The sequence below is a fragment of the Rhizobium sp. LEGMi-198b genome (assembly GCF_054114205.1).
Genome location: NZ_JBSYVH010000003.1, coordinates 387,934 through 411,500, shown reverse-complemented (window position 1 = coordinate 411,500; position 23,567 = coordinate 387,934). Strand labels below are relative to the sequence as shown.

The 23,567-nt window shown below is 57.5% G+C and carries 22 protein-coding genes and 3 pseudogenes; 11 read left to right on the top strand and 14 right to left on the bottom strand.

Annotated features, from left to right (window positions below):
• Positions 1–11 precede the first annotated feature (11 nt).
• The 6 genes and pseudogenes from ACXHXG_RS14815 to ACXHXG_RS14790 form a co-directional block, all read right to left on the bottom strand.
• Positions 12–1,160, bottom strand: a complete 1,149-nt coding sequence (locus ACXHXG_RS14815) for a substrate-binding protein (protein WP_104827711.1) — start codon at positions 1,158–1,160, stop codon at positions 12–14.
• 30 nt (positions 1,161–1,190) lie between these two features.
• Positions 1,191–2,036, bottom strand: a complete 846-nt coding sequence (locus ACXHXG_RS14810; protein WP_457899747.1) for a nitrilase family protein — start codon at positions 2,034–2,036, stop codon at positions 1,191–1,193.
• Between the two features lie 194 nt (positions 2,037–2,230).
• Complete coding sequence (locus tag ACXHXG_RS14805) at positions 2,231–2,854, bottom strand: ANTAR domain-containing response regulator (RefSeq protein WP_283052691.1); 624 nt, start codon at positions 2,852–2,854, stop codon at positions 2,231–2,233.
• Position 2,855: 1 nt separating this feature from the next.
• A complete protein-coding gene (locus ACXHXG_RS14800; RefSeq protein WP_457899746.1) occupies positions 2,856–3,989 on the bottom strand; it encodes a transporter substrate-binding domain-containing protein in 1,134 nt (377 codons plus the stop codon).
• A 123-nt stretch (positions 3,990–4,112) separates the two neighbouring features.
• Positions 4,113–4,451 (bottom strand): annotated as a pseudogene (locus tag ACXHXG_RS14795) (amidohydrolase); the annotation flags it as partial.
• A gap of 206 nt (positions 4,452–4,657) precedes the next feature.
• A complete protein-coding gene (locus ACXHXG_RS14790; protein WP_457899745.1) occupies positions 4,658–5,137 on the bottom strand; it encodes a DUF2867 domain-containing protein in 480 nt (159 codons plus the stop codon).
• A gap of 258 nt (positions 5,138–5,395) precedes the next feature.
• Between ACXHXG_RS14790 and ACXHXG_RS14785 the strand changes: the two genes are divergently transcribed.
• Positions 5,396–5,746, top strand: a complete 351-nt coding sequence (locus ACXHXG_RS14785; RefSeq protein ID WP_457899744.1) for a winged helix-turn-helix transcriptional regulator — start codon at positions 5,396–5,398, stop codon at positions 5,744–5,746.
• 171 nt (positions 5,747–5,917) lie between these two features.
• Positions 5,918–6,453 (top strand): annotated as a pseudogene (locus ACXHXG_RS14780) (hypothetical protein); the annotation flags it as partial.
• A 135-nt stretch (positions 6,454–6,588) separates the two neighbouring features.
• Here the strand turns inward: ACXHXG_RS14780 and ACXHXG_RS14775 are convergent.
• A complete protein-coding gene (locus ACXHXG_RS14775) occupies positions 6,589–7,122 on the bottom strand; it encodes a hypothetical protein (RefSeq protein WP_457899743.1) in 534 nt (177 codons plus the stop codon).
• 284 nt (positions 7,123–7,406) lie between these two features.
• On the opposite strand from ACXHXG_RS14775, the gene ACXHXG_RS14770 reads away from it, so the two are divergent.
• The 5 genes and pseudogenes from ACXHXG_RS14770 to ACXHXG_RS14750 all read left to right on the top strand — a co-directional run bounded on the left by ACXHXG_RS14770 (position 7,407) and on the right by ACXHXG_RS14750 (position 12,803).
• Positions 7,407–8,594, top strand: a complete 1,188-nt coding sequence (locus ACXHXG_RS14770; protein WP_457899742.1) for an IS481 family transposase — start codon at positions 7,407–7,409, stop codon at positions 8,592–8,594.
• 528 nt (positions 8,595–9,122) lie between these two features.
• Positions 9,123–9,476, top strand: a complete 354-nt coding sequence (locus tag ACXHXG_RS14765) for a transglutaminase-like domain-containing protein (RefSeq protein WP_457899741.1) — start codon at positions 9,123–9,125, stop codon at positions 9,474–9,476.
• 193 nt (positions 9,477–9,669) lie between these two features.
• Positions 9,670–9,974 (top strand): annotated as a pseudogene (locus tag ACXHXG_RS14760) (transposase); the annotation flags it as partial.
• A 191-nt stretch (positions 9,975–10,165) separates the two neighbouring features.
• On the top strand, positions 10,166–10,648 hold the full coding sequence (locus ACXHXG_RS14755; protein ID WP_260304549.1) for a hypothetical protein: 483 nt from the start codon (positions 10,166–10,168) through the stop codon (positions 10,646–10,648).
• A gap of 73 nt (positions 10,649–10,721) precedes the next feature.
• Complete coding sequence (locus ACXHXG_RS14750) at positions 10,722–12,803, top strand: sigma-54-dependent Fis family transcriptional regulator (RefSeq protein ID WP_457899740.1); 2,082 nt, start codon at positions 10,722–10,724, stop codon at positions 12,801–12,803.
• A 151-nt stretch (positions 12,804–12,954) separates the two neighbouring features.
• Here the strand turns inward: ACXHXG_RS14750 and groEL are convergent, their stop codons facing one another.
• The 7 genes from groEL to ACXHXG_RS14715 form a co-directional block, all read right to left on the bottom strand.
• A complete protein-coding gene (gene groEL, locus ACXHXG_RS14745) occupies positions 12,955–14,586 on the bottom strand; it encodes a molecular chaperone GroEL (protein ID WP_457899739.1) in 1,632 nt (543 codons plus the stop codon).
• Positions 14,587–14,655: 69 nt separating this feature from the next.
• Entirely contained in the window at positions 14,656–15,459 is an 804-nt protein-coding gene (locus tag ACXHXG_RS14740; protein WP_457899738.1) for an iron-sulfur cluster assembly protein, read from the bottom strand.
• A 5-nt stretch (positions 15,460–15,464) separates the two neighbouring features.
• Positions 15,465–16,487: an amidohydrolase family protein gene (locus ACXHXG_RS14735; RefSeq protein WP_260304553.1), complete on the bottom strand. Its 1,023-nt coding sequence runs from the start codon at positions 16,485–16,487 to the stop codon at positions 15,465–15,467.
• 73 nt (positions 16,488–16,560) lie between these two features.
• Positions 16,561–16,929 (bottom strand): MmoB/DmpM family protein, encoded by a 369-nt coding sequence (locus ACXHXG_RS14730; RefSeq protein WP_457899737.1) that lies wholly within the window; start codon positions 16,927–16,929, stop codon positions 16,561–16,563.
• 16 nt (positions 16,930–16,945) lie between these two features.
• Positions 16,946–18,004: an aromatic/alkene monooxygenase hydroxylase subunit beta gene (locus ACXHXG_RS14725; protein ID WP_457899736.1), complete on the bottom strand. Its 1,059-nt coding sequence runs from the start codon at positions 18,002–18,004 to the stop codon at positions 16,946–16,948.
• A gap of 55 nt (positions 18,005–18,059) precedes the next feature.
• Positions 18,060–19,145, bottom strand: a complete 1,086-nt coding sequence (locus tag ACXHXG_RS14720; RefSeq protein ID WP_260304556.1) for an NADH:ubiquinone reductase (Na(+)-transporting) subunit F — start codon at positions 19,143–19,145, stop codon at positions 18,060–18,062.
• Between the two features lie 96 nt (positions 19,146–19,241).
• Entirely contained in the window at positions 19,242–20,915 is a 1,674-nt protein-coding gene (locus ACXHXG_RS14715; RefSeq protein ID WP_457899735.1) for an aromatic/alkene/methane monooxygenase hydroxylase/oxygenase subunit alpha, read from the bottom strand.
• A gap of 495 nt (positions 20,916–21,410) precedes the next feature.
• Here ACXHXG_RS14715 and ACXHXG_RS14710 point away from each other — a divergent pair, with 495 nt between their 5' ends.
• From ACXHXG_RS14710 to ACXHXG_RS14695, 4 genes are read left to right on the top strand one after another with little or no spacing between them, the layout of a single operon-like run.
• The gene (locus ACXHXG_RS14710) at positions 21,411–21,869 is read left to right on the top strand and encodes a hypothetical protein (RefSeq protein WP_457899734.1); all 459 of its coding nucleotides are present in this window, start codon (positions 21,411–21,413) and stop codon (positions 21,867–21,869) included.
• Between the two features lie 35 nt (positions 21,870–21,904).
• Positions 21,905–22,219, top strand: coding sequence for a hypothetical protein (locus tag ACXHXG_RS14705; RefSeq protein ID WP_260304559.1), 315 nt, complete (start codon positions 21,905–21,907; stop codon positions 22,217–22,219).
• A 1-nt stretch (position 22,220) separates the two neighbouring features.
• Positions 22,221–23,336 (top strand): WD40 repeat domain-containing protein, encoded by a 1,116-nt coding sequence (locus tag ACXHXG_RS14700; RefSeq protein WP_457899733.1) that lies wholly within the window; start codon positions 22,221–22,223, stop codon positions 23,334–23,336.
• Between the two features lie 30 nt (positions 23,337–23,366).
• Entirely contained in the window at positions 23,367–23,543 is a 177-nt protein-coding gene (locus ACXHXG_RS14695; RefSeq protein WP_260304561.1) for a hypothetical protein, read from the top strand.
• Positions 23,544–23,567: the final 24 nt, after the last annotated feature.

Below are 23,567 nucleotides of genomic sequence, written 5' to 3'. Positions count from 1 at the left end.
CCCCGCTGATTTCAGAGGTTCGGGCACTGATCGCCAGGATCGACGTCTTTGAAGCTATCGACGACTGCGACGCTGCCGTCGTTCTTTACCTGGCCAAGATACATCGTCAGCGGCGCATGGTGCTGCTTGTTCATGGAGATCTTGCCGCGCGGACCGGTGAAGGATACGTCGGGAAGAGCCTTGAGCACATCCGCCGTATCCGTGCTGCCGGCCTTCTCGACGGCTGCTTTGTAAAGGTAGATCGCCTCATATTGCGGCACGGAAAGATCGTTCGGCGTTCGCAGTTCCTTGCCGAATTTCTTTTCCATGGCCGAGAGGAACGCCTTGTTTTCAGGGCTGTCGATGCCGGTGACGTAGGAGGCGGAGAGGAAGATGTCCTTGGCATCCGCGCCCATGCTCTTGGCGGTGCCTTCGTCGACCGCGAGATTGCCGTAAGGCAGGGTGACGCCGGAGGAGCGCAACTGCTTGGTCAAGGTCACGTTCGGTGCGCCGCCGGCCGTCGAGGTAATGATGGCGTCGGCACCGGAGGAGCGGACCTTGGAGATGATGGCAGTCCAGTCGCTGCCGTCCATCGGCAGATATTCCTCGCCGACGACCTGAGCGCCGGCTTTTTCGATATAGCCTTTGGCGAAGGTCAGCATGCCGCGTCCGAAAGCATAATCCGAACCGATCAGGAAGAACTTCTTTGCGCCCTGTTTGCTGATGAAATTATCGACGACAGGCGGCACCTGCTGTTCTGGAACCCAGGCATCGACGAAAAGCTTGGCGTTGCAGGATTTGCCTTCGTAGAAAGACGTGTAGATATACGGCACGTCACCCTTGGAAATGATCGGCAGTCCGGCATTGCGTGCAGCGCTCGTTTCCATGGAGATGACGACGTTCACCTCTTTCTGGAAGACCAGGGAATCGAAGGCCTTTTGTGCGCCGGCCGCCCCTGATGCGTCGTCGGCGATCTCGAGCGCCAACGGCCGCCCGAGCACGCCGCCTTTGGCATTGATTTCTTCGACGGCGAGTTCGGCGGCTTGGACGACGGACGGTGCGACGACGCTGTTGGCGCCTGACAGCCCCACCGGCACGCCGATCTTGATTGGATCCTCGGCGAAAGCTGCGGTGGCGAATGCCGCGGATGCCAGTGTCAGGATGATGGTTTTCATTTGCATTTTGTTCCCCTTTCTTGAGTTGGGTTGATATTATCCGTAGACATCGGCTCGGCGGTCGCCGAGCAGATGATTGAAGCTGTTAAGCGTGCGGGTTTCCGTGACGCTCGACAGATCGATTTGTGCAAGGAGGATTTCCTCGCGATCGGCACTGGCCGGACCGGACACGGGCCAGCCTAGCGGGCCGACGATAAGGCTGCGGCCGATGAAGGTCTGGCCGCGCTCAATACCGATCCGGTCGGCGCAAGCGATATAAAGGCCATTGGTGTGGGCGGCCGCCTTGTGCAGGATATTGGCCATCGGCTCCGCAGCGCTTTCCGCCCCGGCCATCGGTACCCAGTTGGTGGGCACGCAGACCAGTTCCGCGCCGGCCAGCGCCAATTCGCGAAACGTTTCCGGAAACCACCCGTCATAGCAGATGGCGATGCCGATGCGGCCGAAGGGCAGGTCAAATACCGGCAGCCCGATATCACCTTTTCCGAAAAGACGGTTTTCGTTGTTCCACAGATGGAGCTTGCGGTATTTGCCGATATATCCCTCGGGACCGCAGAGAAGAGCGCTGTTGTAAAACCGGCCGCCATCCTGCTCGGCAACGCCGCTGACGATATAAAGGGCAAGCTCCGCGGCAAGGCGGCAGAGCGTCTCGGCGCTCGGGCCGCCGGGTACCGGGCCGGCCAATGCGGCAACCTCGTCGCCGTCACGGAAGTTATAGCCGCTGTCGGCCAGTTCCGGCAGAACGATGATTTCTGCGCCCTTGGCCTTCGCTGCCCTTGCCAGCCGCTCGATGGCTGCGAGGTTATGGGCGCGATCACCGACGATCGGTTCGAACTGGACGGTTGCGATGGTTACCGTCCGCGCGGTCGAGGTCTTGATGCTCAATCTCGTCTCCAAACGCAAAAAACCTCTGGCACGGAATTCAATCCGTGAACCAGAGGCTACATAGCCATGATGTGAATGCGGCAGCCCTGCCGCTGAGCAAACCTGCTCGTTATCTTTAGGCTTGCACGAAAGAATGGGACCGTCAAGCCGCTTTATCGGGCTTTTTCAAAAGGTGCGTAGATACAGCTAAGGGTTTAAATTTGAGGTTTTCCGCCGATGGACAGTCCAAGGCTTTTCATGGTGTCCTGCGCGGCGATGATGGATTCGGCGATCGTCGCCATCGGAACACGCTTTGACGTCGCCTGATCGCGCAAGAGCTTATAGGCCGCGTCCTCGTCGAGACCATTCATGACCCGCAGCGCCGAAACGGCTTTTTCGACCAGCCGGCGACTTTTCAACGTTTCCTCGAGTTTCTGCACCTTACCGGCGAGTCGCTTTTCGTAACTTTGCCGATAGCGTGCAAGCGCAAATTGCGTCAGAATGCCGAGCGGCCGCAGCGGTTTGCTGATAACGCCGTGGGCGTTGAGGTCGATGATCGCCTGGAGTGCTGTCGGGCTCTCATATGTCAGGATGGCGATGACCGCCGTCTGCTGGAGGTCGATGATCTCAAGCGCGTGCTCGACATGGACATCCTCGACATGCAGGAAGACGGTGTCTATGTCGGGAGGCAAGGCGGGCGGAAGCGGCCAGGTCGCCCGAACCTCGCAGCCAAGGCGCTTGAGATGGGCGATCAGCAAGTTGCCGTCCTCGTCGCGCGGATGGACAACCAGAACGCGTGCGCGCCGCAAATCCTGAATAATCCGGCTCGGTCCCGCCATCTCAGGCCTCCAGCCAAACGTCTTCGAACCGCGAAGCCGTCAGATACGGGTCCGGCCGGATCGGTCCAGGCGCTTGCCAGGCAATGTCGAAAAGCCCGTCGGCCCGCGCCACGCCGATGCGGGGGTGCAGCCATAGATGACGGGTATCGGCGTCGAAATTGATGCGACCTTCCGGAGCAAGAAAATCTTCCAGGAGAATTTCCTCGGAAATGCGATGGGTATCGAGCGAGCCGGCCCGGGCAAGCGCTCGGGCGAACAGGTGAACCTGCGCATAGGCCGGTTGCGACCACACGCTCGTGGTGAAGTCCTGGCCGAAACGGGCTTTGAACGCCGCTACGAAACGCTCGTTCGCCTCGTTTTCGACCGTCTGGAAATAAGTCGCCGAAAGAATATGGCCGGTGCAAGCGTCGGCTCCAATCTCGCGAATCTCGCTCTCGGCCATGGTCAGACTGGCAATCGGAACCCGCCTTCGATCGATTCCCGCCTCGGCATACATGCGGTAAAAACGCTGCGCCGGCCGCCCGACGAGCGTCGAGAAGATGGCATCGGGCTCGAGACGAACGATATCGGAAATAACGGAACGCAGCATTTGCTCGTCGGCATGGAGAGGAAGATATCGCTCGCTGACGACTTCACCGCCCTTTGCCTCCACCACATCCCGCATGACCCGATTGGATTCGCGCGGATAAATATAGTCCGCTCCGACGAAGAGGATCCGGCGTCCATGGTTGCGGAGCAGGTATTCCGCGAGCGCGAAGGTGTTCTGATTGAGCGTGGCGCCGGTGTAGATCACATTCTCCGAATACTCGAATCCTTCGTACATCGAGGGATAAAACAACAGCCCGTTATGCCGCTCGACAATCGGCAGCACGGCTTTACGGCTGGCCGACATCGACGCGCCGAAGATGATATTGACGTCGTCGTCGGCCAGGAGGCGCCGCGCCAGATTGCGATAGGCAGTTTGATCGCCGCCCGGATCATAGGCGATCGGAACGATGGGCTTGCCAAGCACGCCTCCGGCCGCGTTGACCTCTTCGATCGCAAGCGCTGTGCCAAGAAAGTGCTCGGTTTCCGTGATTTCGCTGATTCCGCTTCTGGAAAACAGCACTCCCACCCGCCATTCGGAGCTTGTCATCTTCGCCTCTTCGGACGCCGTTGGAGTTCGATAGCAGGGAATTTCTCAATCCCGCGCATTCGATTTCCCTACCCTTAGTGCGTTTCCATGTGATGTCGCAAGCGGGTTGCAAACAGGTATGGGTTAGTCACCGCTAACAGAATGACGTGAGTTACCGCTGTGAACCGATCCGGGCGTCACATGGTCGGGTATCGGGCAGATATACGCCTGCCCTTCGGTCTTGTCAGCCCATTCGGCCCTGGCCGCGGTCAGAAGTTCGGGCGTCGTCATCAGCGAGAGCCCAGTCGTCGCAAGCGCCTTTGCAGCATGCGCCATGGCCTTGTGGGCGGCTGCGCTCTTTCCCTGGGCGACCACCTGCCAGGTATGAGGATTGGTGCCGATCGCCCAGGCCGGCGTCCAGCATTGCGCCGTCGGCGTCACCCAGCTGACATCACCGACATCGGTCGATCCAGCTCGAAAATGCGGGCTCTATTGCAAAAATTTCTTATGTAGAATGAAATTCCAGAAGGTCTTGGATGACTACCCGAAAAGCTGCTTCTTCGACATTCCGCCACCTCGAACGGCAGCCGCTATGAGGCCGTTCCGGGGCGTTTAACGGCAATAGAAGGATTATTTCTCTCCAATTTTACGTCTCCAAAAATTTCTGCAACAGAGCCCTTCGATCCGGCCTATATCGCCCTTGCCGCTTGCTCCAGGCTCGCCGGCGCGATCACGCGATGGAACGGCGCGATCACCGCTATATACGCCCGCCCCAACCAGTTGTGGCAATGCACCACGGTCACCACGACAAGCTCCCGGTCGCCCGCCGCGCCCGCGCGCAGCAGGATCGCAAGTCGGAAGTCGAGATGCCGGTCGTCCTCGCCCAGCACCAACTCCCTCGCGCTCTTGGAGAGCAGTGGAAAGAAGCCAATCACCGGCCCACGTGCCGCCGCAGCAGCACCGACCGCGCGAGACGATTTAACGCCGACTGTCGCCATCACCACATCGCGCACCCGCGTAAGCGCGCGAATCCACCACGCCTGCCGCTCGAACCCGGCGCGCGCCAGCACTTCGAGATCGTCGTTCGACCCCACCGGTAACTGAATCGCGTACGCATCCAGCAGGTCCGCGCCCACATAAAACGGCGCCAGCACGCTGTCGGACGGCACGGGGACCGCATGGGCTTTTATGCCGCCAGCTTTTCCCAAAGTGTCAACAGCCGCAAGGGGTGACGGCAAACAAGTTGCCCGAGACACCGCGTCTTCCCGTGTGGGCGTCCCGGCCGGCTCAATGCGAGGTGCCATTTTGCGCGTCCTTCTGCTATCATTTTCTTAGCAAAAAATTACCTCGAGCGCTACAGAAAGTATAGCATGAAATTTCCCAAACCCGGCCAGCCCGTACGCGGGTCGCAAACCGGGCACCCAACTATGGCGCTTCTCGATCTGCTGGGGCGGCGCATGAGTTTGCGCGTTTTGTGGGAGCTTGCTCAAGCAGGACAACCTCTAACGTTTCGGGAACTGCAAGCGATCGCGGAAACAAATCCGAGCCTCCTAAACACACGCCTCAAGGAATTGCGGGCCGCTGCCATCGTAGTCCATCGCACTGGCGGCTATGGCTTGAGCCAAGAAGGGAAGGCGTTGGTCCGCCTCATCATGCCGCTCGACGAATGGGCCGCCGCGTGGGGTGCAAGACTCAGCGCTGAAAATGATGCGCCGGCAACACTACCTGCTATGCGAGACCCTGTGGAAAGAGACCGGCCAAGGTCAAAAGAAAGTTAGCGACCGTTTCTGCCCGTAGGCGGGGCCTGCGGGAAACGAGCTCACGACCGATATTTTTAGGAATGAAAGTCGCTGAATGAATTGACCGCCCCCATCGAGTGGTCCGCGCCCAGTTCCGCGATTTTCTGAGACGTCGGAATCAAAAATAAGTTTTGACAGGCGCTTCCGGGACGTTCGGCGGTGCTCCGCTCGCCGCCTCAAAGACGATACCGCATACTTGATTGGTTCCATTTGTCGATGCGGCTTCGGCACATTGAGCAGACCTGGGAAGGGCTCAGCTACGTTCAAGATACGAACGCCTTTCTTAGAGACGCCGCGATTCATGTGCCGAGGTTACGGCATCTCCTTTGTACGGATACGTCAGAGAGGCGACCAGAACGGTGAAACACCTGCTCGCGCAATTGGACCAGCATCCCGGCTTGCGCGATGGCACCAGCAAGCTTAGGCGCCTATATCAGCTGCTCACAAATCTTCGCACATATCTGGTCCAGAACAAGGCTTCGATTGTCAACTACTGCCAACGATACTGGTCAGGCAGCCGATATCCAGTTCGCTGGCTGAAAGCGCCGCCAACAGTCTCGTTAAAGCCCGCATGAATAAAAAGCGCCAGATGCATTGGCGCCGATTGGTGCTCATCAGGTCCTTCAGGTCCGAGCACTGTTGCCGACGGCCGCCTCTATCAGGCGAAGCTCGACCTCGTAGTGTGATCCCCAGCTTTTTCCTGCTCTCAGATACTGGCGATCATCTCAGGCGCGTAGGCTTGCCTGCAGCCAGGACCGTTCGACCGCGTTTGGATCGCAGGAAAGCACGAGCACAGGCCCACGGACGACCTGACCGGGCACTTACGGTTCGCCCCAGCTGGAAATGGGTTGGCCGGCCTTGGTCGCCACCCTGATGTCGTAAAGCGCAAGCGAAGCCTGCAGCTGGCGCATGTCGTTGCAGCGGTTGATGATGCCGCCGATGTATTGCACGCAGTCGCTGGCGCTGCCCTGTACCGAGCCCGTCGCCCAATCCTTGACGATCCCGTCGGCGCCCACCAGGAAATAGGAAAGCCGGTTGTTCTCAGAAACGGTGGAACTGCCGACCAGGCCGGCGAAATTCGTGCCGGTCTCGGTCCTGGCAGCCGGCGCCATATGGCGATAGATCGTCATGCCGTTCTTCAATGACGTCGCGCCGATCATCGGCCCGAAGGTTGCGTCGGAGCCCGAAAGCCGCGCCATCGGCGACTGGCCGAGATTGGCGATCTCCGTATAGGGCTTGCCCAGCGCATAGCTGGTGAACGAGCGGTTGGCGGCCTTCTCAGCCTTTTCCGCCACCTGAGAGCACCCCGCCAGAGCAATGGCGAGGCCGATCGAAAGAACTGCCATAAAGCGCATATTGTCCCCTTTGCCGGACACGCGGTGTCCGCAAGCCCCTGTTTCTGACCCCGCTGTCTTTGCTATCAGCTTTGCGGGCTTTGGGAAGCGGTCGCGTTTATGTGGCAGGACCATCCACACGCTTTTCAGCGCCAATGTTCGAGGTTCAAGATCCCTTGCAAACAAACAAAGCACCACGGAAGTCAATTGGATTGGTGGCGCCAGGTCCATGCCCGACCTGAGAGATAGGTGACGTTTTGTACCGGAGACATGGGTGACACTTTTCGCTTTGGCGGGAGGTGTTGATGCCGTGGAGAGAGACTTCGGTTATGGAGGAACGTCTTCGATTTGTCGCCCGTCTGCTTGAGGGCGAAGGCATGAGCGATGTGTGCCGTGCGTTCGGCATCTCGCGCAAGACCGGTTACAAGATCTTCAACCGTTACAAGGACGAGGGGTTGGAGGCCCTGACGGATCGATCACGTCGGCCGGTGCGCTATGCCAATCAGTTGCCCGAGCCGGTCGAGGCGATGATCGTGCGGCTCAAGAAGGACAAGCCGCATTGGGGTGCGCGTAAGATCCGCGAGTTATTGGTCAGGAAGCTTGCCGGCGATATACGTGTGCCCGCCAAAAGCACGGTGCATGCCATTCTCGACCGGCACGGGCTGGTCGCTCATGCCCGCAAGCGGCAACGCCATCGAGCCGAGGGAACGGCCTTATCCCAGGCGCTCATGCCGAACGATCTGTGGTGCGCCGACTTCAAGGGCGAGTTCAAACTTGGCAATGGCGGATACTGTTACCCGCTGACGGTGACCGACCAGGCCTCGCGTTTCCTTCTTGCCTGCGAAGCCTTTGAATCAACGCGCGAGCAGGGCGTGTTCGAGGCCTTCTGCCGGCTGTTTGCCGAGCGCGGCCTGCCGCTCGCCATCCGCAGCGACAACGGCTTGCCGTTTGCCTCGCCCAACGGCCTCTACAATCTGTCCAAGCTGTCCGTTTGGTGGCTGAGACTCGGCATCGTGCTCGAACGCATCAGGCCAGGCCATCCGCAAGACAACGGCCGGCACGAGCGTATGCACCTGACGCTGAAGAAAGAGGCTACCCGTCCGCCCGCCAGAAACATCCTGCAGCAGCAGGCCCGCTTCGATGCATTCGTCAGCGAATTCAATACCGAACGGCCGCACGAGGCACTGAACATGAGAACGCCGGGCAGCCTCTATGTCTCATCATCGAGATCCTATGAGGGCCTGCCGGAGATCAATTACCCCTTCCACGACAGGGATGCGCTCGTCACCAACTGCGGCCGCATCTGCATGCACCGCAAGAAGATCAATATCTCGACCGTTATGGCAGGACAAAAACTCGGCATCAAAGAAGTCGACGACGGCATTTGGCTCGTCAGCTTCATGCATTATGATCTGGGATATATCGACCTGGAACAGAGGACCTTGCAAACCATCGACAACCCGTTCGGCACGAGGTTGTCACCCATCTCTTAGGGACAAACTGTTACCTATCTCTTCGGTATGGACAAAACCGTCTCGGGCGCCTTGAACGGATTCGAACCGTCGGCCCCGGTACTTCCACCGCCCACAAACATACCAAGCCTCTGAGAATATTACGTTTATATCAGACCGACCTGTGAAACTTGACTTTCGGCGTTTTGGATAGAAGCACTACGAAGCCTGCGGTCGGTCACCGTAGCTTGACGTCCTCAAATCTCATGCCGAAGCGAAAGGATCGCGATTTCGTCAGGAAGCAACTCAATCCTGGCACCGAGCTGACACCGCCTCCCTTTCAACTGTTCGACGACGTACACCCAAATTGGTCGCAAGAGCATTTGCAACCTCCATGAGCGCGACGTCAGCTCGAATCGGATGCGAGACGACCAGAGAGATTTGAGCGAGGTGCCGGCTCGAGCCGTTACTGACCTTGCTGATGACAGAGAATTCAAGCCAATGTGAGACCCGATCAATGTGAGGGAGAGTTACACGGAAGGCGGGGATCGCTGGATTGCGCAGAGCGCGATGACTAATCCGGGTCGTCACATCAGTGCAATTGCCGCGCTTCCGTCCGAGGTCGGCGCTCTGATCCAGATCATTCAGGGCATCCTGCTTCATTGCGATTGGCTAAAGGAGTACGGCCTTGACGAAACGAGGCTGGGTTCGATGCCGCGAACGACATTGCCGATTGCGGAACGCCTTGACGACGTCCTAAAAAGGGATCAACAGCCTCTCAACGTCCAGCGGCCGGCCGACAAGCGGTCTGTCGGAACCTGCTGCGACTATGCACTGATGCTCTATGCCTTTCTGCGCTGCAAAGGTGTTCCCGCCCGATCGGGCCCTGTGGTTCGCGAATGGCAGCCCTGCCGTGCTGCCTGAATTTGCTGACATTCCGAGATGCAGGGCGGCATTACCATAAGACGGATTTCTTCCGCAGTCCGGGTCGCCACGATCGGTCTTTACGGCAAATATTGATTTGAACAACAACTCAATATTTGCCTTTCGATGAAGGGCCCACGGCAGCATCGGCGCAAAATACAAGTCAAAGCCATTTCATAACCTTGGACCTTTTGTAGCTTCTCCGTCCTTCAGGCACACCATCGATGACCCGACCCGTTTCCGGTCAGCCGCAACCGTTGGAGCCTATCTCAGTCTGACCCCAAGACGAAAGCAATCAGGCGAGACTGACCTAAACGGCAAGACATCGAAATGGGGTGATAGACTTTTACGAACCTACCTGTTCGAAGCCGCGGCAGTACTACTGCATCGGACAAAGAAATGGTGTCGCTGAAAGCGTGGGGATTACGACTGGCCTAGCGCAGCGGAATGAAAAAGGCCCATGTCGCCGTTGCCCGAAAACTCGCCATCATACTTCATTCGTACAAGACGCGATTTATTTGGAGACCTTGGATGGGAGCTGTGCGACAGCAACCCTACGCGTTGCCACAGCGGGCTACCACCGCACCTGCCCAAAGCTCCTGTAATCTTCCCTATTGCATCTGCGGAAAAGTGCTACACACTGCCATAGGACTAGCGAAAGCGCATTGAGACAGGATCTGGGAGGGTTCATGGTCGAAATCTTTTCGAAGCAGGACGGTCCGCGTCGGGAGGACGCACGCATCAAGCACCTGATACAGCAAAATCAACACGTGATCACAAAACTCGCGGACCAGATCAGCGGTGGCCATTATTCGGAATCGAAGAAGCCTAAACTGGCGCCGCAGGCTGAGGGATTGATTATCCATATCGGTGGTTCTGCGAAACCGGCTCCTGAACCTGAACCCAAAATCAGGATCACGCCTAACGGTCGTGTGATCGCCGTCGACGTCAGCTCCGGACTGCAACTGCACTATATCGGAGAGCTGCGCGAGCGCCGCGGTCTGAAGATGTTTGCGCTAGCGACTACCGACAACGGTTTCATTGCCCCGCTGGACGAGACAATGATCGAAGCACTTGCTGATATCGATGGTGTCGCGCTTGGTCCCGCTTATGACAGCGCGGATCTGGCAGCCGATATCGGTCTTCGGCTCAATATTCCTTCCGAGGCGTAACGACGAACGGCATATGCTGCTTGCAAGGGCCGAGGTGGTGTCGAATCGCTAGAGCGAGGAATGTGGTAGCCACATGAAACAAGATTCATACACGCGGAGAAATTCCGCCATGGCTCAATCGTCCAGCGGGGATCGACTCATTGCTGCCGACTTGACGCTATACGCAGACTATGACGAGCGGGTAACCATGCGGGCGTGGGAAGCGTTGCTCGAAGGCCGCTCCGAACCTGCCTCCTCCTCATTACCTGTGAGATCGACGATTCACGAGTCCTGGCACCGTTGCGCAAACGGCGGCATTGATGCGCAACAAAACGAAGCGCCTTTGGAGACAGACAAAGATGCTGTCGAGGCGCTCGCACGAGGCAATTTCGAACTTCTGGCGGCCGCCGCCCGACCGTTTTCGGCAATGGGAAGACTGCTGGATGGAACCGGCGCTATGCTGATGCTTGCCGACAGCAAGGGCGTACTGATCCAGGCGATCGGCGACAAAAAGACTATCTATGACGGAATGGACATTCATCTCGGGGTGGGCGGCAAATGGACCGAAGACGTCGTTGGAACCAATGGCATCGGCACCGCTCTGTGGACCGGCGAGCCCGTGTTCGTTCATGCCGCAGAACATTTCTGCGCCGGGATCAAGGCCTGGACCTGTGCAGGCGCGCCGATCCGCGATCCTTTCGATGGAAAAGTCATGGGTGTCGTCGACCTTTCGGGACACCCCGATATCTTCCGGCCACACAATATCGCTCTCGTCGCAGCAGCGGCTCGAGAAATCGAGCGCGCACTCGCGGACTCCCAGAATGAAGAGCGGATGCGGCTTCTCGAAGCGTTCATCGCCTCTGTCGGCAGCTACCATTCAACTGATGCGGTGATGATCATCGATCGCCATGGACGCGCAATTTACAGCAACAACATACCGATTGCGGATAGCAAGCAGTTTGGCGACACTATTCGTCAGGAAGCCCTAAGCTGTCGGTTGCCGGAGTTGACAAACTCCGGTTTCCTGGATCGCGTCGCAGGTTCGATCCCACAGGACATGCAGTCGTGTAATGTTTGCCCCTTGGAGCTGGACGGAGCAGTGCGCGGTGCGGCGCTGGTCTTTGCCAAGGCCAAGGGCGGCAGAGCGGCCGAGATCGGTAGGGAAAGCAGAACTCAACGGCTCAAGGACGAATCCGCGCTTATCGTTGGTGAAAGCGAGGCGTTGCTGGCAGCCATCGATATCGCCTGTCGGGTCAGCGAAGCCGAAGAAGTAACATCGCTCCTGATCGAAGGCGAAACCGGCGTTGGTAAAGAGCTTTTTGCCCGGCTCATTCACGCAGGAAGCCGCAAATCGTCGAACAACCCGTTTATCGCGCTCAACTGCGGTGCCGTTACCAAGGAATTGTTCGGCAGCGAGTTGTTCGGTCATGTTAGTGGCGCTTTCACCGGCGCTTCTCGGGATGGCAAGCCAGGCGTCTTCGAGCTCGCCAATGGCGGCATTCTCAGCCTCGATGAAATCGGCGAGATGCCGCTGGATATCCAGCCGTTCCTGTTGCGCGTGCTTGAGGAAAGGGTCGTGTACCGTCTTGGAGACAGCCGTTCGCGGCCGGTCGATGTACGGGTCGTCGCCTCAACCAACCGGGACCTTAAGGAAGAAGCAGCAGCCGGTCGGTTTCGCAGAGATCTCTTTTACCGGATCAGCACGGTGTCGATTCATGTTCCTCCCCTCAGGGAACGGGGCAGTGACAGCCTGTTGCTCATCGAGCATTTCAATCGAAAGCTCGCCCACCGTAAGGGAACTGCGCCGCTGCGCTTTTCAAACGATGCACTTGATTCGTTGCTCGCCTATCGCTGGCCGGGCAATGTCCGTGAGCTGCGAAATCTTGTCGAGCGCCTGCATCTGCTTTCAAGCAACGGTTTCGTCGACCTCAAAGACCTGCCCTCAGATATGGTCGAGCGGACACGAGATCATATCGACGTCCTGTCGGCAACGGATGCGCTGCCGCGAGCGGAAGTGCCCGTCTTAAGCTTCGAGGAAGCAGAGCGGCAAGCAATTCGGAACGCACTGGCGGCGGAACACGGCAATCTCAGCAAGGTGGCTCGGCGGCTCGGCGTGTCGCGCCCGACGCTTTACCGCAAGCTGGAGCAATTTGGGATCAAGCGCGGCTTCATGTGACACGGCAGCCCAAATTTATCTAGTGCGGAGCTATAAACCCCCTGGTATTCGCAATGTGGGTGCGAACGTCTTTTCCTTCAACTGATTGAACACTATCACGCCGGTTGCCGGACATTTTTGTTGTTCCCGGCAACCGGTCGCCCCCTCCGCTCTACGCGCGGCCAAGCTTCTCCGCGCCACCGCCGAGAGCCGGGCCGGCGGTCGGATCTTCATTCTCGGCGAGATCGCCGATGAGCGTCTCCGTCGTCAGGATCAGCTTCGCGACAGAGGCTGCGTTTCTAAGTGCGGTGTAGGTCACGCGGACCGGGTCGACGATGCCGGCGTCAATCATGTTCTCATATTTGCCGATCGACGCATTGAAGCCGTGGCCGCTGTTGATCCGGGTAACTTCGGCAATAATGGTATCGGGATCGCCACCGGCGTTTGTCGCTATCCGCCATAGCGGCCGTGTCAACACTGACTGCACGAGCCGAATACCCTCTGCGACATCATGATCCACGGTCGCAAGCGTGGCATTCAGCACGGACGAAATTTGGGCAAGAGCCGATCCGCCACCGGCCACAACGCCCTCTTCAGCCGCGGCACGCACGGCATGCAGAGAGTCCTCGATCAACTGGATCGTTCTCTTCTGTTCTACCGGGGTAACTCCGCCAGCATAAAGTACCGCCGTGCCACCCGAAAGTTTGGCCAGACGCTCCCGCAGCTTGTCCTGTTCGATGTTGGGCGGAGCGACCTCGAACTGCCGCTGTACTTGCGCCCGGCGGGCGGCAATCGCAGAAGGATCACCGCCTCCGCGAACGATCGTCGTATAGGTCGAACTTGTTATGACGCGTTCAGCCGAGCCGAGATCTTCTGTAGTCACGTCCTCGATCCGCCCGCCGAGATCGCGCGCTATCACCCGCCCGCCGGTGAGGATGGCGACATCCTCCAGCATCGCCTTGCGCCAGTGGCCATATTCCGGCGGATGGACCACGAGATATTTCCCTGGCCCCTGCTTGCCGAGCAATGTCACGACGACGTCCGGCGAGACTTCTTCCGCAACGATGAGCAGTGGCCGACCCGTCTTGTCGGCAATAAGGCGCGCTGTATCGAGAGCAGATGATTCCCTAATCTTAAGGTCGGTGAGGAGGATTAGCGGACGTTCGAGCACCGCCTCCATCTTTGCCTGGTTGGTAACCATATGGTGCGAAAGATAGCCACGCTCGAAAGACATGCCTTCGACGACATCCAGTGTGGTTTCTGTCGTAACGCTGAAATCGGTGGTGATAATGCCATCCGTGCCGACGCGCTCATAGGCTTCGGCAACCAGTGCGCCGAGTTTCGGGTCAGTGGCGGCGATGTTGGCGACCGCGGTAAGCGTGCCATTACCCTTTGCAGGCTTGGCGCCGGCCTTCAGGGCCTCGACCACCGTCTCAACCGCAAGATCGATCCCCTTGCAAAGATCGACCGATCTTGCGCCGCGCTCATTGGCGTGAACGCCACCCTGAACGAGCGCATTGGCAAGCACGATGGCCGTCGTGGTGCCATCACCCGCAATCTCGTTGGTCTGCATCGAGACTTCACGCACGATCTGTGCGCCCATGTTCTCGAAACGATCGTGTAGCTCGATTTCGGACGCGATACTGACGCCATCGCGAGTGACCATCGGCGTACCCAGTGGCCGGTCTATCATTGCGTTCATACCTCTTGGCCCTAAAGTGGGCTCCACAGCGGCCGCCAACCTAGCGACGCCCCGGGCAAGCGCACGGCGCGCTTCGGAATTGTGCAACATCAATTTCGGCATGACTCCTCCTTCCGCCTGATGGGCGGTTTGTTGATTTGGGGCCTCTTTCGGGAAGGCCGTTGCTTTTAATTACGGGGTATCGGCGCGCACTGCGGGAGCGGGAACCCGGTTCAAGATGAAGTCGACCAGCGTCGGTTCACCATCGACTATCTCCACTTCCTTGTAGCGAGTATGCTTGAGCCCGCGGCAAAGTGCACCGTTGAACTCCATGTTGATCCGGACACTTCGAAGGTCGGCCAGATGAACGGGCAATGTCTCCGTCGTAACCCGACCGCCGTCATAGCTCAGAATTACCGGGTCGCGCGGATGCAGGGCCGGCCACCGCAAGAAAAGAGCGTGCCGATAACGCAGCCTCCGCTTCAGCACGTCTTCGCTGCCGAAGCCGAGGGTATCGAAAACGGAAAGCGTCATGCCGGCGATTTCACTATCCGCCATCCCGCTGCTGCGAAGATCGAGGATTATCGCTTCCTGACGGCGCTTGAAGGCCTTGAGCCGGAACTTCTCACGCAGATCCTCGAGGTCCGTCTTCTCCGCGAGCGATCCGAAAATCTCCGCAAAGCTCTTACCCTCCAGAATGCCCTTGTTCACCTCTTCTGCAAACATATGGTCATGTAGAGTCAACCCATATTCCGGAGACCACGATAGTGCGTCCAGCGCGGTCCTGACATCGTCTAGCATCAGGAAGGCAAAATTTGGCGAACACCAGTATGTGGGCAGCCGGAACCCGACCTCCACACGACCATCGGCCGCAATCTCCGCGCGCTCGATGAAGCCCATATCCGTCACGGGTTCATCCAATTCGGGATCGTTGACCCCTTCGAGGCGCCGCCAGAGTTCCCTCTGGCGACTTTCCAACAAATTGGCCGCGCTCATGGCCTCTACTCCGCCGCAACGCTGAACGGCGAACTGGCGAGTGCGACCTTCTTGGCTTCGATGTCGATGTCATAAATGCGCGCCGCATTAAGACCCAGGATCTTCTCCTTGATCTCTGGTGTAAGGTCGACACCCCTTTCTTTCCTGATGTCATCCGGCAGTTCGAATGCCCAGAATTTTTCGACCAACCAACGCGGCGTCCAGATCGCGTAATCGGATCCGAATAGGATTTTTTCCGGACCGGCCCAGAAAAGCAGCTCGGAAATCACTTCAGCGAAGTAGCGCGGTCGTGAATGAATGAAGGGAAGCGCGACCGCGAGACCGCCATAGACATTGGTTTCCTGCACCGCGATCCAACAGAAATCGTCCAGCCGGGGCAGTCCGCAATGTTCGACGATCCAATTGAGATTCTGGAAGTCGGTCGCAGCATAGTCGACATCATGGACGTCGAAAGCATCCTTGTTGAGCGGGATGATGGTCGGTCCCTTGTGAACATGGATGTTCTTGATCCCAAGCTTTTCGCAAAGTTCGAAACAGCGATAGGCCTCGGGATCATTGAGCTTCCAGCCTTTTGAAGCGCCATTCCACTCGGCCGTGTACATTTTCACGCCCTTGATGTCGTAGGTTTCCTTCATCCAGTGGATATACTCCAGCGCCTTCTCTCCATCGCGTGGGTCGAAAGAGCCGTTGACGATGAAGCGTTCGGGATAGCGCTTGGCCATCTCGGCGTTGCGCTCGATGGTATTGAAACCGTTCTTGTAGAAATCTTTGAGATACGTCGATTGAACGATGGCGACATCATCCGGACCGTTGATGAACAGATCCCTATAGAGATCGTCGGCGCTGTATTTCTCGAACTTGCTTTTTTCCCATAGTTGCTCTTTGGGACTGAGCGCCGTGTGATAGCCGTAGAAGCATTCGACGAACTGCTTGCCATGGATGTTGCGCTGGTTCTCAGGGCTGCCGTCCCAGAAATGGGTATGCCCATCGACGACGAATATTTCCTTGCCTTCCGGTGTCTTGAACATTGTTGTTCCCTCCGCTGCAAATGATTGAACATTCCGGCGCGCCACTCCGTCGGCGCGCCGACGCTGGGCTTCGTCAGATGTACTCGAAGACCTCGTCCATATCGCCGAACAGGATGACCTCATTGTCATCGATGCGGACCATCCGCCCGTAGTGGGTAGACGTATTGACCTCGAAGATTTCCGCAGTCATTTCGCGGCCGAGATATTCGCTGATCTCGTCCATTCTGAAAATTAGCTTGCCGTTGCCGTCGATGCGGATCATCGCCGGCGCGTAAGTAACGGTAACGCTGGGTTTCTTGCTCATGAATTCTGCAATGGCGCGGGCTTCGACCGAGTCATTCATGGTGACGCCACACTGGTGGGAAATCGTCTGTTCGAAGGTGATGTCCTTCATCGATTTGAAGATGTTCGATTGAGACGCGTCGCGGGCTACTGATGACATGTTGAAATCTCCTGTGTTAGCGCTTGAGGCCGAGTTCGCCGAGGATCTGGCCAATCCGCTCTTGGGACTGCGCACTGACGTCGGGAAACGAAACCGGCTTGGAATGCGGCATGGACCAGATCGGCTGAAGGCCAAGTGCGGACTTGTCGGCCAGGGCGCCGTGCTTGGTGACCCAGCCCTGGAAAAGCTTGCGGTTTGCCGCGCCGTGCTTTTCATCGTTGGCCAGCAGGTAGATCAGATCGATCGTATTAGCGAGATTGCGCTCATAGTCAGCCTCGGCAGCCGAAATCACCGGTGGGGTGACAAAATCATGGTTTGCCGCAGCTGCCTGCATTAGAAAACCTGAGCGAAACAGTTCCCCGACCAAGGGTTCGAAGATGATGTTGATCGCGAAATATTGTTCGAGATAGTCAGTAGTACCCATGATTGTCTCGATGGCTTCGCGCGTGCCTTGCCAGACAGTGTCCTCGAGCCAATGCTTCTTGCCGAGTTCGTCGTCCCAACCAGGAATATCCATGCCGATTTCGGCCAGATAGAGCGTGATGTCCTGGGCAAGCCGGAGCTTGTAGGACGAGTTGGTCAGCGTGGCGTTGTTGATCATCTGGGTGTAGCCATAGCGCTGCGCCTGCATGAGCGAGGTGCCGAGCCCGAATTCGGCATGTTTCCAGGCTCCGAGATGGGCCTGGAGAACTTTGATCCACACTTTGTCAAACGTCTTCGGCGCACCGGCTCGGCGGGCGTTGGAAATCACGCTCTGCACCATCGTTTCGATCTTCGATTGACGCTGATAGTGTGTGCGTTCCCACTCCTGATCGGGCGCCCGGAACGCATGCCAATTGGAGCTCTGCGCTGCCGTATTGTCCTTGACATAGGCACCCTTGCCGTTTGCGAAGGAGATGATCCAATGCTGGATCAGATAGCGCTCCGGATCCGGTTGGACGTCGACGGTGACATCCTCGTAATGTGTGGCGCGCTGTCCCTTTGGATCGAAATAGCGGTATTTCCGGCTATCGGAATCAGCAAAGATTGCCGCTCCGGCTGCGCCCGACCCCACTGAACTCGATAATGCTGGCATAGTCCTCACTCCCTTGTTGCAGTTGCACTATTGCTGTTTCTTCTTCGTCCAGCCCTCAATGGCTCGGAGTTCCTCCCCCGGACGAAGTCGTAAATTTGTCGAAGAAAATGCGCTCGGACTCGAAGCCGTTCATGAAAAGCACCGGCTGCAGAGCGTCGATCATCGGCGGCGGGCCGCAGGCATAGACATCGCCTTGGCCGTCAATTGCCAGTTCCTTGAGTTTGGCATCCACGCTTTGGTGAACAAAGCCACGCTCGCCACCCCAGCCGCTGTTCTCGCCGGCATGCGAAAGCACCGGGATGAAAGTGACTTCGGGATAACGACGCACCAACTCACCGATCCTGTCGAGGTGGAAAAGGTCATCCTCCGTCCTCGCACCATAGAAGAAATAGACCGGGCGTTTCTCACCGCTTAGAAGATGATCATTGAGGATCGACCAGACGGGCGACATTCCCGATCCCGCCCCCACCAGCACTAGTGGTCCTTGTCGGTCTTCTCGTCGAAAGCAGGTTCCATAGGGTCCGACGACGGTGACATCGGCTCCGACCCGGATACCTCCGGAATCGAGCTCGCCGGAGAATTTTCCTGCGGGGTATTTTTTGATAATAAAGGAGAGTTTTTTGGTTTCGCTCGGCGTATTTGCCATGGAGAACGAGCGCGTAATCGTCTCCCCCTCTTCCGTGGTGACTGTGATGTCGACATACTGTCCCGCCCAAAACTTGATTGGGGAACCGAGTTCGATTTCGATGCCTCTGATATCGTGGGTCAGTTTCTCGATATGCGTGATCTGGCCCTTGAATGTCTTGACGGCAATCGACTTTGCGAGAACCTCCTCGTCATAGTTCAGGAGCTCGACTTCCATGTCGGAATAGGCGATCGACCGGCACAGCAGAATGTGTCCGGAATCCCTTTCCATGTCGTTGAGCGCGAATGTCGAGTATTTGAGCATGTCGACCTCGCCGTCGAGCAGGACGCATTTGCACGCCGAACATTGCCCTTCCTTGCAGCCGTGCGGCAAAGCGATACCCTGGCGAAACGCTGCGTTCAGAACTGTTTCGCCGTTCTCGACCTCGAATTCGACACCGACCGGCTCGAGACGAACCGTGTGTGCCTGCTGATGTAGCTTTTGAGCTTCAGCCATTGACGCAACCTCCAATTCCCGCGTGTTTCCTTGAAGGGAAACGTGCTTTTCCCGGAATGTCGCGGAGGCCGGGACCGGCCCCCGCGGCTCTACGCCTTAGTTAAAGGGCGTGATGGTGAAGCCGGCACGGTACTCGGCGAGGTGCTGTTCGCGGGCCTCCGGCGACATTTCGCGCAGAAGCGTCAGCGGGGATTGCAGTATGTGGCCGCGCACATCGTCCAGCGTCCACATATCCTTGCCGTCGAAACGCAGGTGCGGCTGCGGCACGAGCGTCTTGCCGTCCGAACGAACGAAGTTCAGATCCTTGATGGCATCGGCGAGATCCCAACCGTGATAGAGGGTTTCCCATTCGCGCTTGCCGCTGAACCGGCCCATCGCAGGCGTCGGCCGACCCTGGTATTCGTCAGCGAACGCCTCGACAGCGGTCCAGCGATCAAGTTCGTGGGCGAAGGTGTGCAACTGTCCGTCGATCTCATCGACCACCATGTCCTCGCGGATTAAGCAGGGAACAAGGCAGCTCCAGCAGCGATGCGGATAGACGTAGCCAGTTTCCTCGTTGAATGTGATGATCTTTTCGCCGCGGTGGCTAAGCTTGTCATACCATTTCCAGAAATCGCCGAACTCGGCATACCATCCCGGATATTTCTGTTCGAACCATTCAAAATCGGCTTCGCGCTGAGCTTCGATGCGCCAGAAGTTGACCGGCCAGCCAACCGCGAAGAACTGCGCCACCTTGTGGACGTAATGTTTCTTGGTAATGCGGTTCCAGGCTTCGTGAACATCGTCATGATGAACCTTGATCCCGTATTTTTCGAGCGGCAGCATGTAGGTGCGGTAATAGTCCTCGAAGATCCAGCGATGCCACATCTCCGCATAGGATTCCTTGTTCTTGTCACGGTTGGTGGTGCCGTATTCGATGAATGTTCCGATGGCCGCATCGACGATCGCGTGGTTTTGCCAGAAGGCGTAACGAAGGTCGCGCTCGAGCAGCAGGTGGTTTTCCGGCTCCTTGAGAGCTGCCATTAGCAGCGAGTGGCCGTTGCCGATATGACGGCTCTCGTCGGATTGCACCGACAGGAAGACTGTCGGGAGAGCATAGTCGCCATTGCGCGCAGCTTCGGACGGCATCGCCACGAAAAGCGTGTTGGTGAAGGCGGTTTCAGCGACGACGGTCAGATACATGCAGGCAGACGTCATCACATCACCGGTGATGAAGCCTTCGCCGAACTGGCGGCCGATCGTGGTGGCGTAGCACTTGCCGAAAGCTTCCTCGGTGATGTCGAAGCCAGCCGGATCGATATAGTTTTCCATGTACCATTTTTTGAGGTTCATCTGGATGGTCGAATGCCGGAACTCGTCGACCATCTGCATGGTGAAGCCGGTGCGCAGATCTTCACCGGGCGCGATGCGGGCGACCATCGCCATGGAACGGGCCGCCGAGATCTCCGGGAAAGGAATGATCGCCAGGAACAGCTTCATCCACTCGACCCAGCGCGGCTCGACATTGCGGAACATATCGCCGCGCAGAGCCGCATCGAGAGCGCCATAGACGCGGTTGTCCTTTTCCTCCTGCATCGGGAAATAGGAGCGAAGCACCTGCTTCATCGGATCGCGCGGCGCCTTGCTGATCTTATAATCCGTCGGAAACGTCATCGCTTCCTGGACATAGGTCGGGTTCCAACCGAGGTCGGAAATCTTCTTGGTTGCTTCGCCGACGGAGATACCGCGCTGCGAGGTTATCTTGTTAAGCGTCAAAGACGACATCGTCATTAGCCTCCACTGTGTTTGAACCGCAGGCGCTCCGGCCCCGGCTGGAACGGCGCGTTCGAGCGCCGCGTGCGAAAATTGGAACGGCACGATAAAGTGGTACGCTTGGGTGCGACCAAGGTCCGACCATCCAAGTGGATACGGCAAAGGTATTCAGGGAAACGCCGGTACACTCCTCACCCGGCTCAAGTGAACCGCTTCCCCACTCCTTCGTTCTTCTAGCGTCGCAATGAACGCGATGGCTTTTTGTGCGATAGACCTTGCAAAGCGCGTGCCAGTTCAGAAACGCAACGCGTGCCGCAGCAAATAACGATAAAGGATATTCGGAGTGTAACGTTATTTTACAGTCGTAATTTACAAGTGTAATACTTCATACATCCAAGCTTTACGGAGATATCTCAGAGTAAATTGGAAAAAATATAAATATACATCGGCTTATTATGCCGTTATATTCGCTCGGGTGTTTTATCGAAGCCTAAACTCCGTTTGGAAACCGATATGGTGGATAACAACGAAAGAGCGCAGCCTGCCGTGGCCGGCGAGAGCGATGTCACCACAGAACTCGCGCGTCTTATGAAGAGGGATCTGATCTTCACGATGCGCTTCATCGGCGAGAGCCAGCACTTGATGCAGCGTCATTTCCAGCAGTTCATCCTACGGGAACTGGCGATGATGGGCGTGACGCCGGAGAGTCACCCTATGATCCATGTCTTCTCGGAAAAACACGCGCTGATGCTGCGGGATTTCGTCTTTTCCGGCGTCTCGCTGTCACGGCAATTCCGGGTCGAGGAGGTCGAGCAATTGACTGGCGACACGATGATGCGAGTGGATGTGTGGGATGAGCTTCGCAACCATATCCGCATGGCGGAAAGCCAGTTCAGAACCCAGTTGCCGCAACTGCCAACAATTCTCGAGGCATGGAAGTCACCAGAAGCCGGGGCCACCGATACCCTGTGAACTAGCCGTTACCGACCGAAACAGGGGATTTTGTAATGACCACTCAGGACAACACCGCCCTTGAGCTCTTGCGCCGGCGCACCGAATGTGTCGCGGCTGTTTCTTCGTTGACGGCCAAGGCACTGAAGTTGGCTCAAGCGCTTTCTGGTATCGAGATGGATATCCTCAGGCTCGAACTCGCGGCCAGCCGGAGTGGCAACAGCGAGAAATTGGTACGTGAATTGCTCGACACTAAGAACAATGCCGACGAGATGCGGGAGGCGCAGGTCAGTTGCATGGAGGAAATCGCGGAAGCGGAAGCGGAAGTCGCATTACTCGACCGGCTGATTGCTGCGGCAAGAGGAGGATAATATGAACCAGCAGACCACGCCTAACGTAACCCTGTTCGATCTTCTGGCACGCAACTGGAGGCGGCCATCGGCCATCAAACATATCTGTTTCAATAATGACGATACGCTGCTGGCGATGTCATGCTTTGATGGAACCGTCGCTCTCGCCCGCCTCGCCGACAATGAACCTCCAGAGTCCCGCATTACCATCGACAACGGTCGAACCACAATCCACCCCCGTGAGGGACGGCCCTCGCCCCTGATCAATACCCGAATTCGCGATGGCGGCGGGCTCACAGCCTTTGATGACGGTGAAACGCTGGTCTTGACGGCAAAGGGCGACCTGTTGCGCATCAATCGATCCGGCGAGATTTCGGCAAAAGTCCTCGCGGATAAAAGCCCAATCATTGCTTTTGATTATTGCCGGTCGACGGGGCTGATGGCCGCGGTCCTCCCCAATCGGCTGCGCCTACAATGGAAGAGGACAGATTCAATCAGAGAAGCCGCTCTCAGCGATCCTATCAGCGAAGTGGTATCCATTTCGAACGATGGATGCATGATCGCGCTTGCGGCTGCCACCAGCCTCAATATCCGCCACGCGGAGGACGACCTGCGGTCATTTCGGGAAATTGCGCTCTCAGCCCGGCCAATTTCGCTGATATGGAGCGCAGACAACAGGTGGTTGGCATGCGGCCTAGAGACCGGCGGATTTTGCCTGGTCGACATAGCCTCTGGCGGTGATGCCATACTCAGCGATTTCCCCGGTCCGATCCGCACACTGGACTGGAGCCAATCCGCAAACGCAGTTTTCGCATCCGGAGCCTATCGCATTGCCGGATGGTCAATGGACACACCGCCTCTTTCGAACAGCTCGACAGGAGCACTGGCTACCGGGCATCCGGGCTTCGTGATGGTGGATGCCGTTGCTTCTCACCCATTCAAGAAGCTTGTGGCAGCAGGTTATGCGAACGGCAAGATCGTCATCGCCAAGATCGGCTCTCCCGACGAACTGGTGATCCGGGACACGGGCGGACCGGTCACTGCACTTCAATGGAGTGCTGATGGCAAACAGCTTGGCATGGGCGACGCGCTCGGCAATGCCGCGATCATCACCTTCCCTAACCAGTTCTTCAAATAGCTGCCACTCAAACAGAAAATGGAGGATATCATGCAAAGAAAGCTCACCATTGAAGAAAAAAGCAAGGACGCTTTTTTCGAGAGAATTGCGAAGCTCTCCGAGGAAATGGTTGCCGCACATGGCAAAGAATTCAGCATGGGTGCGCTGGTGCTGGGTGCACGCTGGATCGCCGAAGGCCGCGCCGACACTGAAAAGAAAGTCAACTGAGCACGAATATTTTCCCACTCGGCC

Coding starts and splice junctions, on each gene's coding strand:
- ACXHXG_RS14715 (WP_457899735.1), bottom strand. CDS start 20,915: ATGACGATGTCGTCTTTGACGCTTAACAAGATAACCTCGCAGCGCGGT.
- ACXHXG_RS14785 (WP_457899744.1), top strand. CDS start 5,396: ATGGCGCTTCTCGATCTGCTGGGGCGGCGCATGAGTTTGCGCGTTTTG.
- ACXHXG_RS14750 (WP_457899740.1), top strand. CDS start 10,722: ATGAAACAAGATTCATACACGCGGAGAAATTCCGCCATGGCTCAATCG.
- ACXHXG_RS14765 (WP_457899741.1), top strand. CDS start 9,123: ATGACTAATCCGGGTCGTCACATCAGTGCAATTGCCGCGCTTCCGTCC.
- ACXHXG_RS14740 (WP_457899738.1), bottom strand. CDS start 15,459: ATGAGCGCGGCCAATTTGTTGGAAAGTCGCCAGAGGGAACTCTGGCGG.
- ACXHXG_RS14730 (WP_457899737.1), bottom strand. CDS start 16,929: ATGTCATCAGTAGCCCGCGACGCGTCTCAATCGAACATCTTCAAATCG.
- ACXHXG_RS14800 (WP_457899746.1), bottom strand. CDS start 3,989: ATGACAAGCTCCGAATGGCGGGTGGGAGTGCTGTTTTCCAGAAGCGGA.
- ACXHXG_RS14705 (WP_260304559.1), top strand. CDS start 21,905: ATGACCACTCAGGACAACACCGCCCTTGAGCTCTTGCGCCGGCGCACC.
- ACXHXG_RS14695 (WP_260304561.1), top strand. CDS start 23,367: ATGCAAAGAAAGCTCACCATTGAAGAAAAAAGCAAGGACGCTTTTTTC.
- ACXHXG_RS14805 (WP_283052691.1), bottom strand. CDS start 2,854: ATGGCGGGACCGAGCCGGATTATTCAGGATTTGCGGCGCGCACGCGTT.
- ACXHXG_RS14710 (WP_457899734.1), top strand. CDS start 21,411: ATGGTGGATAACAACGAAAGAGCGCAGCCTGCCGTGGCCGGCGAGAGC.
- ACXHXG_RS14725 (WP_457899736.1), bottom strand. CDS start 18,004: ATGCCAGCATTATCGAGTTCAGTGGGGTCGGGCGCAGCCGGAGCGGCA.
- ACXHXG_RS14735 (WP_260304553.1), bottom strand. CDS start 16,487: ATGTTCAAGACACCGGAAGGCAAGGAAATATTCGTCGTCGATGGGCAT.
- ACXHXG_RS14775 (WP_457899743.1), bottom strand. CDS start 7,122: ATGCGCTTTATGGCAGTTCTTTCGATCGGCCTCGCCATTGCTCTGGCG.
- ACXHXG_RS14700 (WP_457899733.1), top strand. CDS start 22,221: ATGAACCAGCAGACCACGCCTAACGTAACCCTGTTCGATCTTCTGGCA.
- ACXHXG_RS14770 (WP_457899742.1), top strand. CDS start 7,407: ATGCCGTGGAGAGAGACTTCGGTTATGGAGGAACGTCTTCGATTTGTC.
- ACXHXG_RS14720 (WP_260304556.1), bottom strand. CDS start 19,145: ATGGCTGAAGCTCAAAAGCTACATCAGCAGGCACACACGGTTCGTCTC.
- groEL (WP_457899739.1), bottom strand. CDS start 14,586: ATGCCGAAATTGATGTTGCACAATTCCGAAGCGCGCCGTGCGCTTGCC.
- ACXHXG_RS14815 (WP_104827711.1), bottom strand. CDS start 1,160: ATGCAAATGAAAACCATCATCCTGACACTGGCATCCGCGGCATTCGCC.
- ACXHXG_RS14755 (WP_260304549.1), top strand. CDS start 10,166: ATGGTCGAAATCTTTTCGAAGCAGGACGGTCCGCGTCGGGAGGACGCA.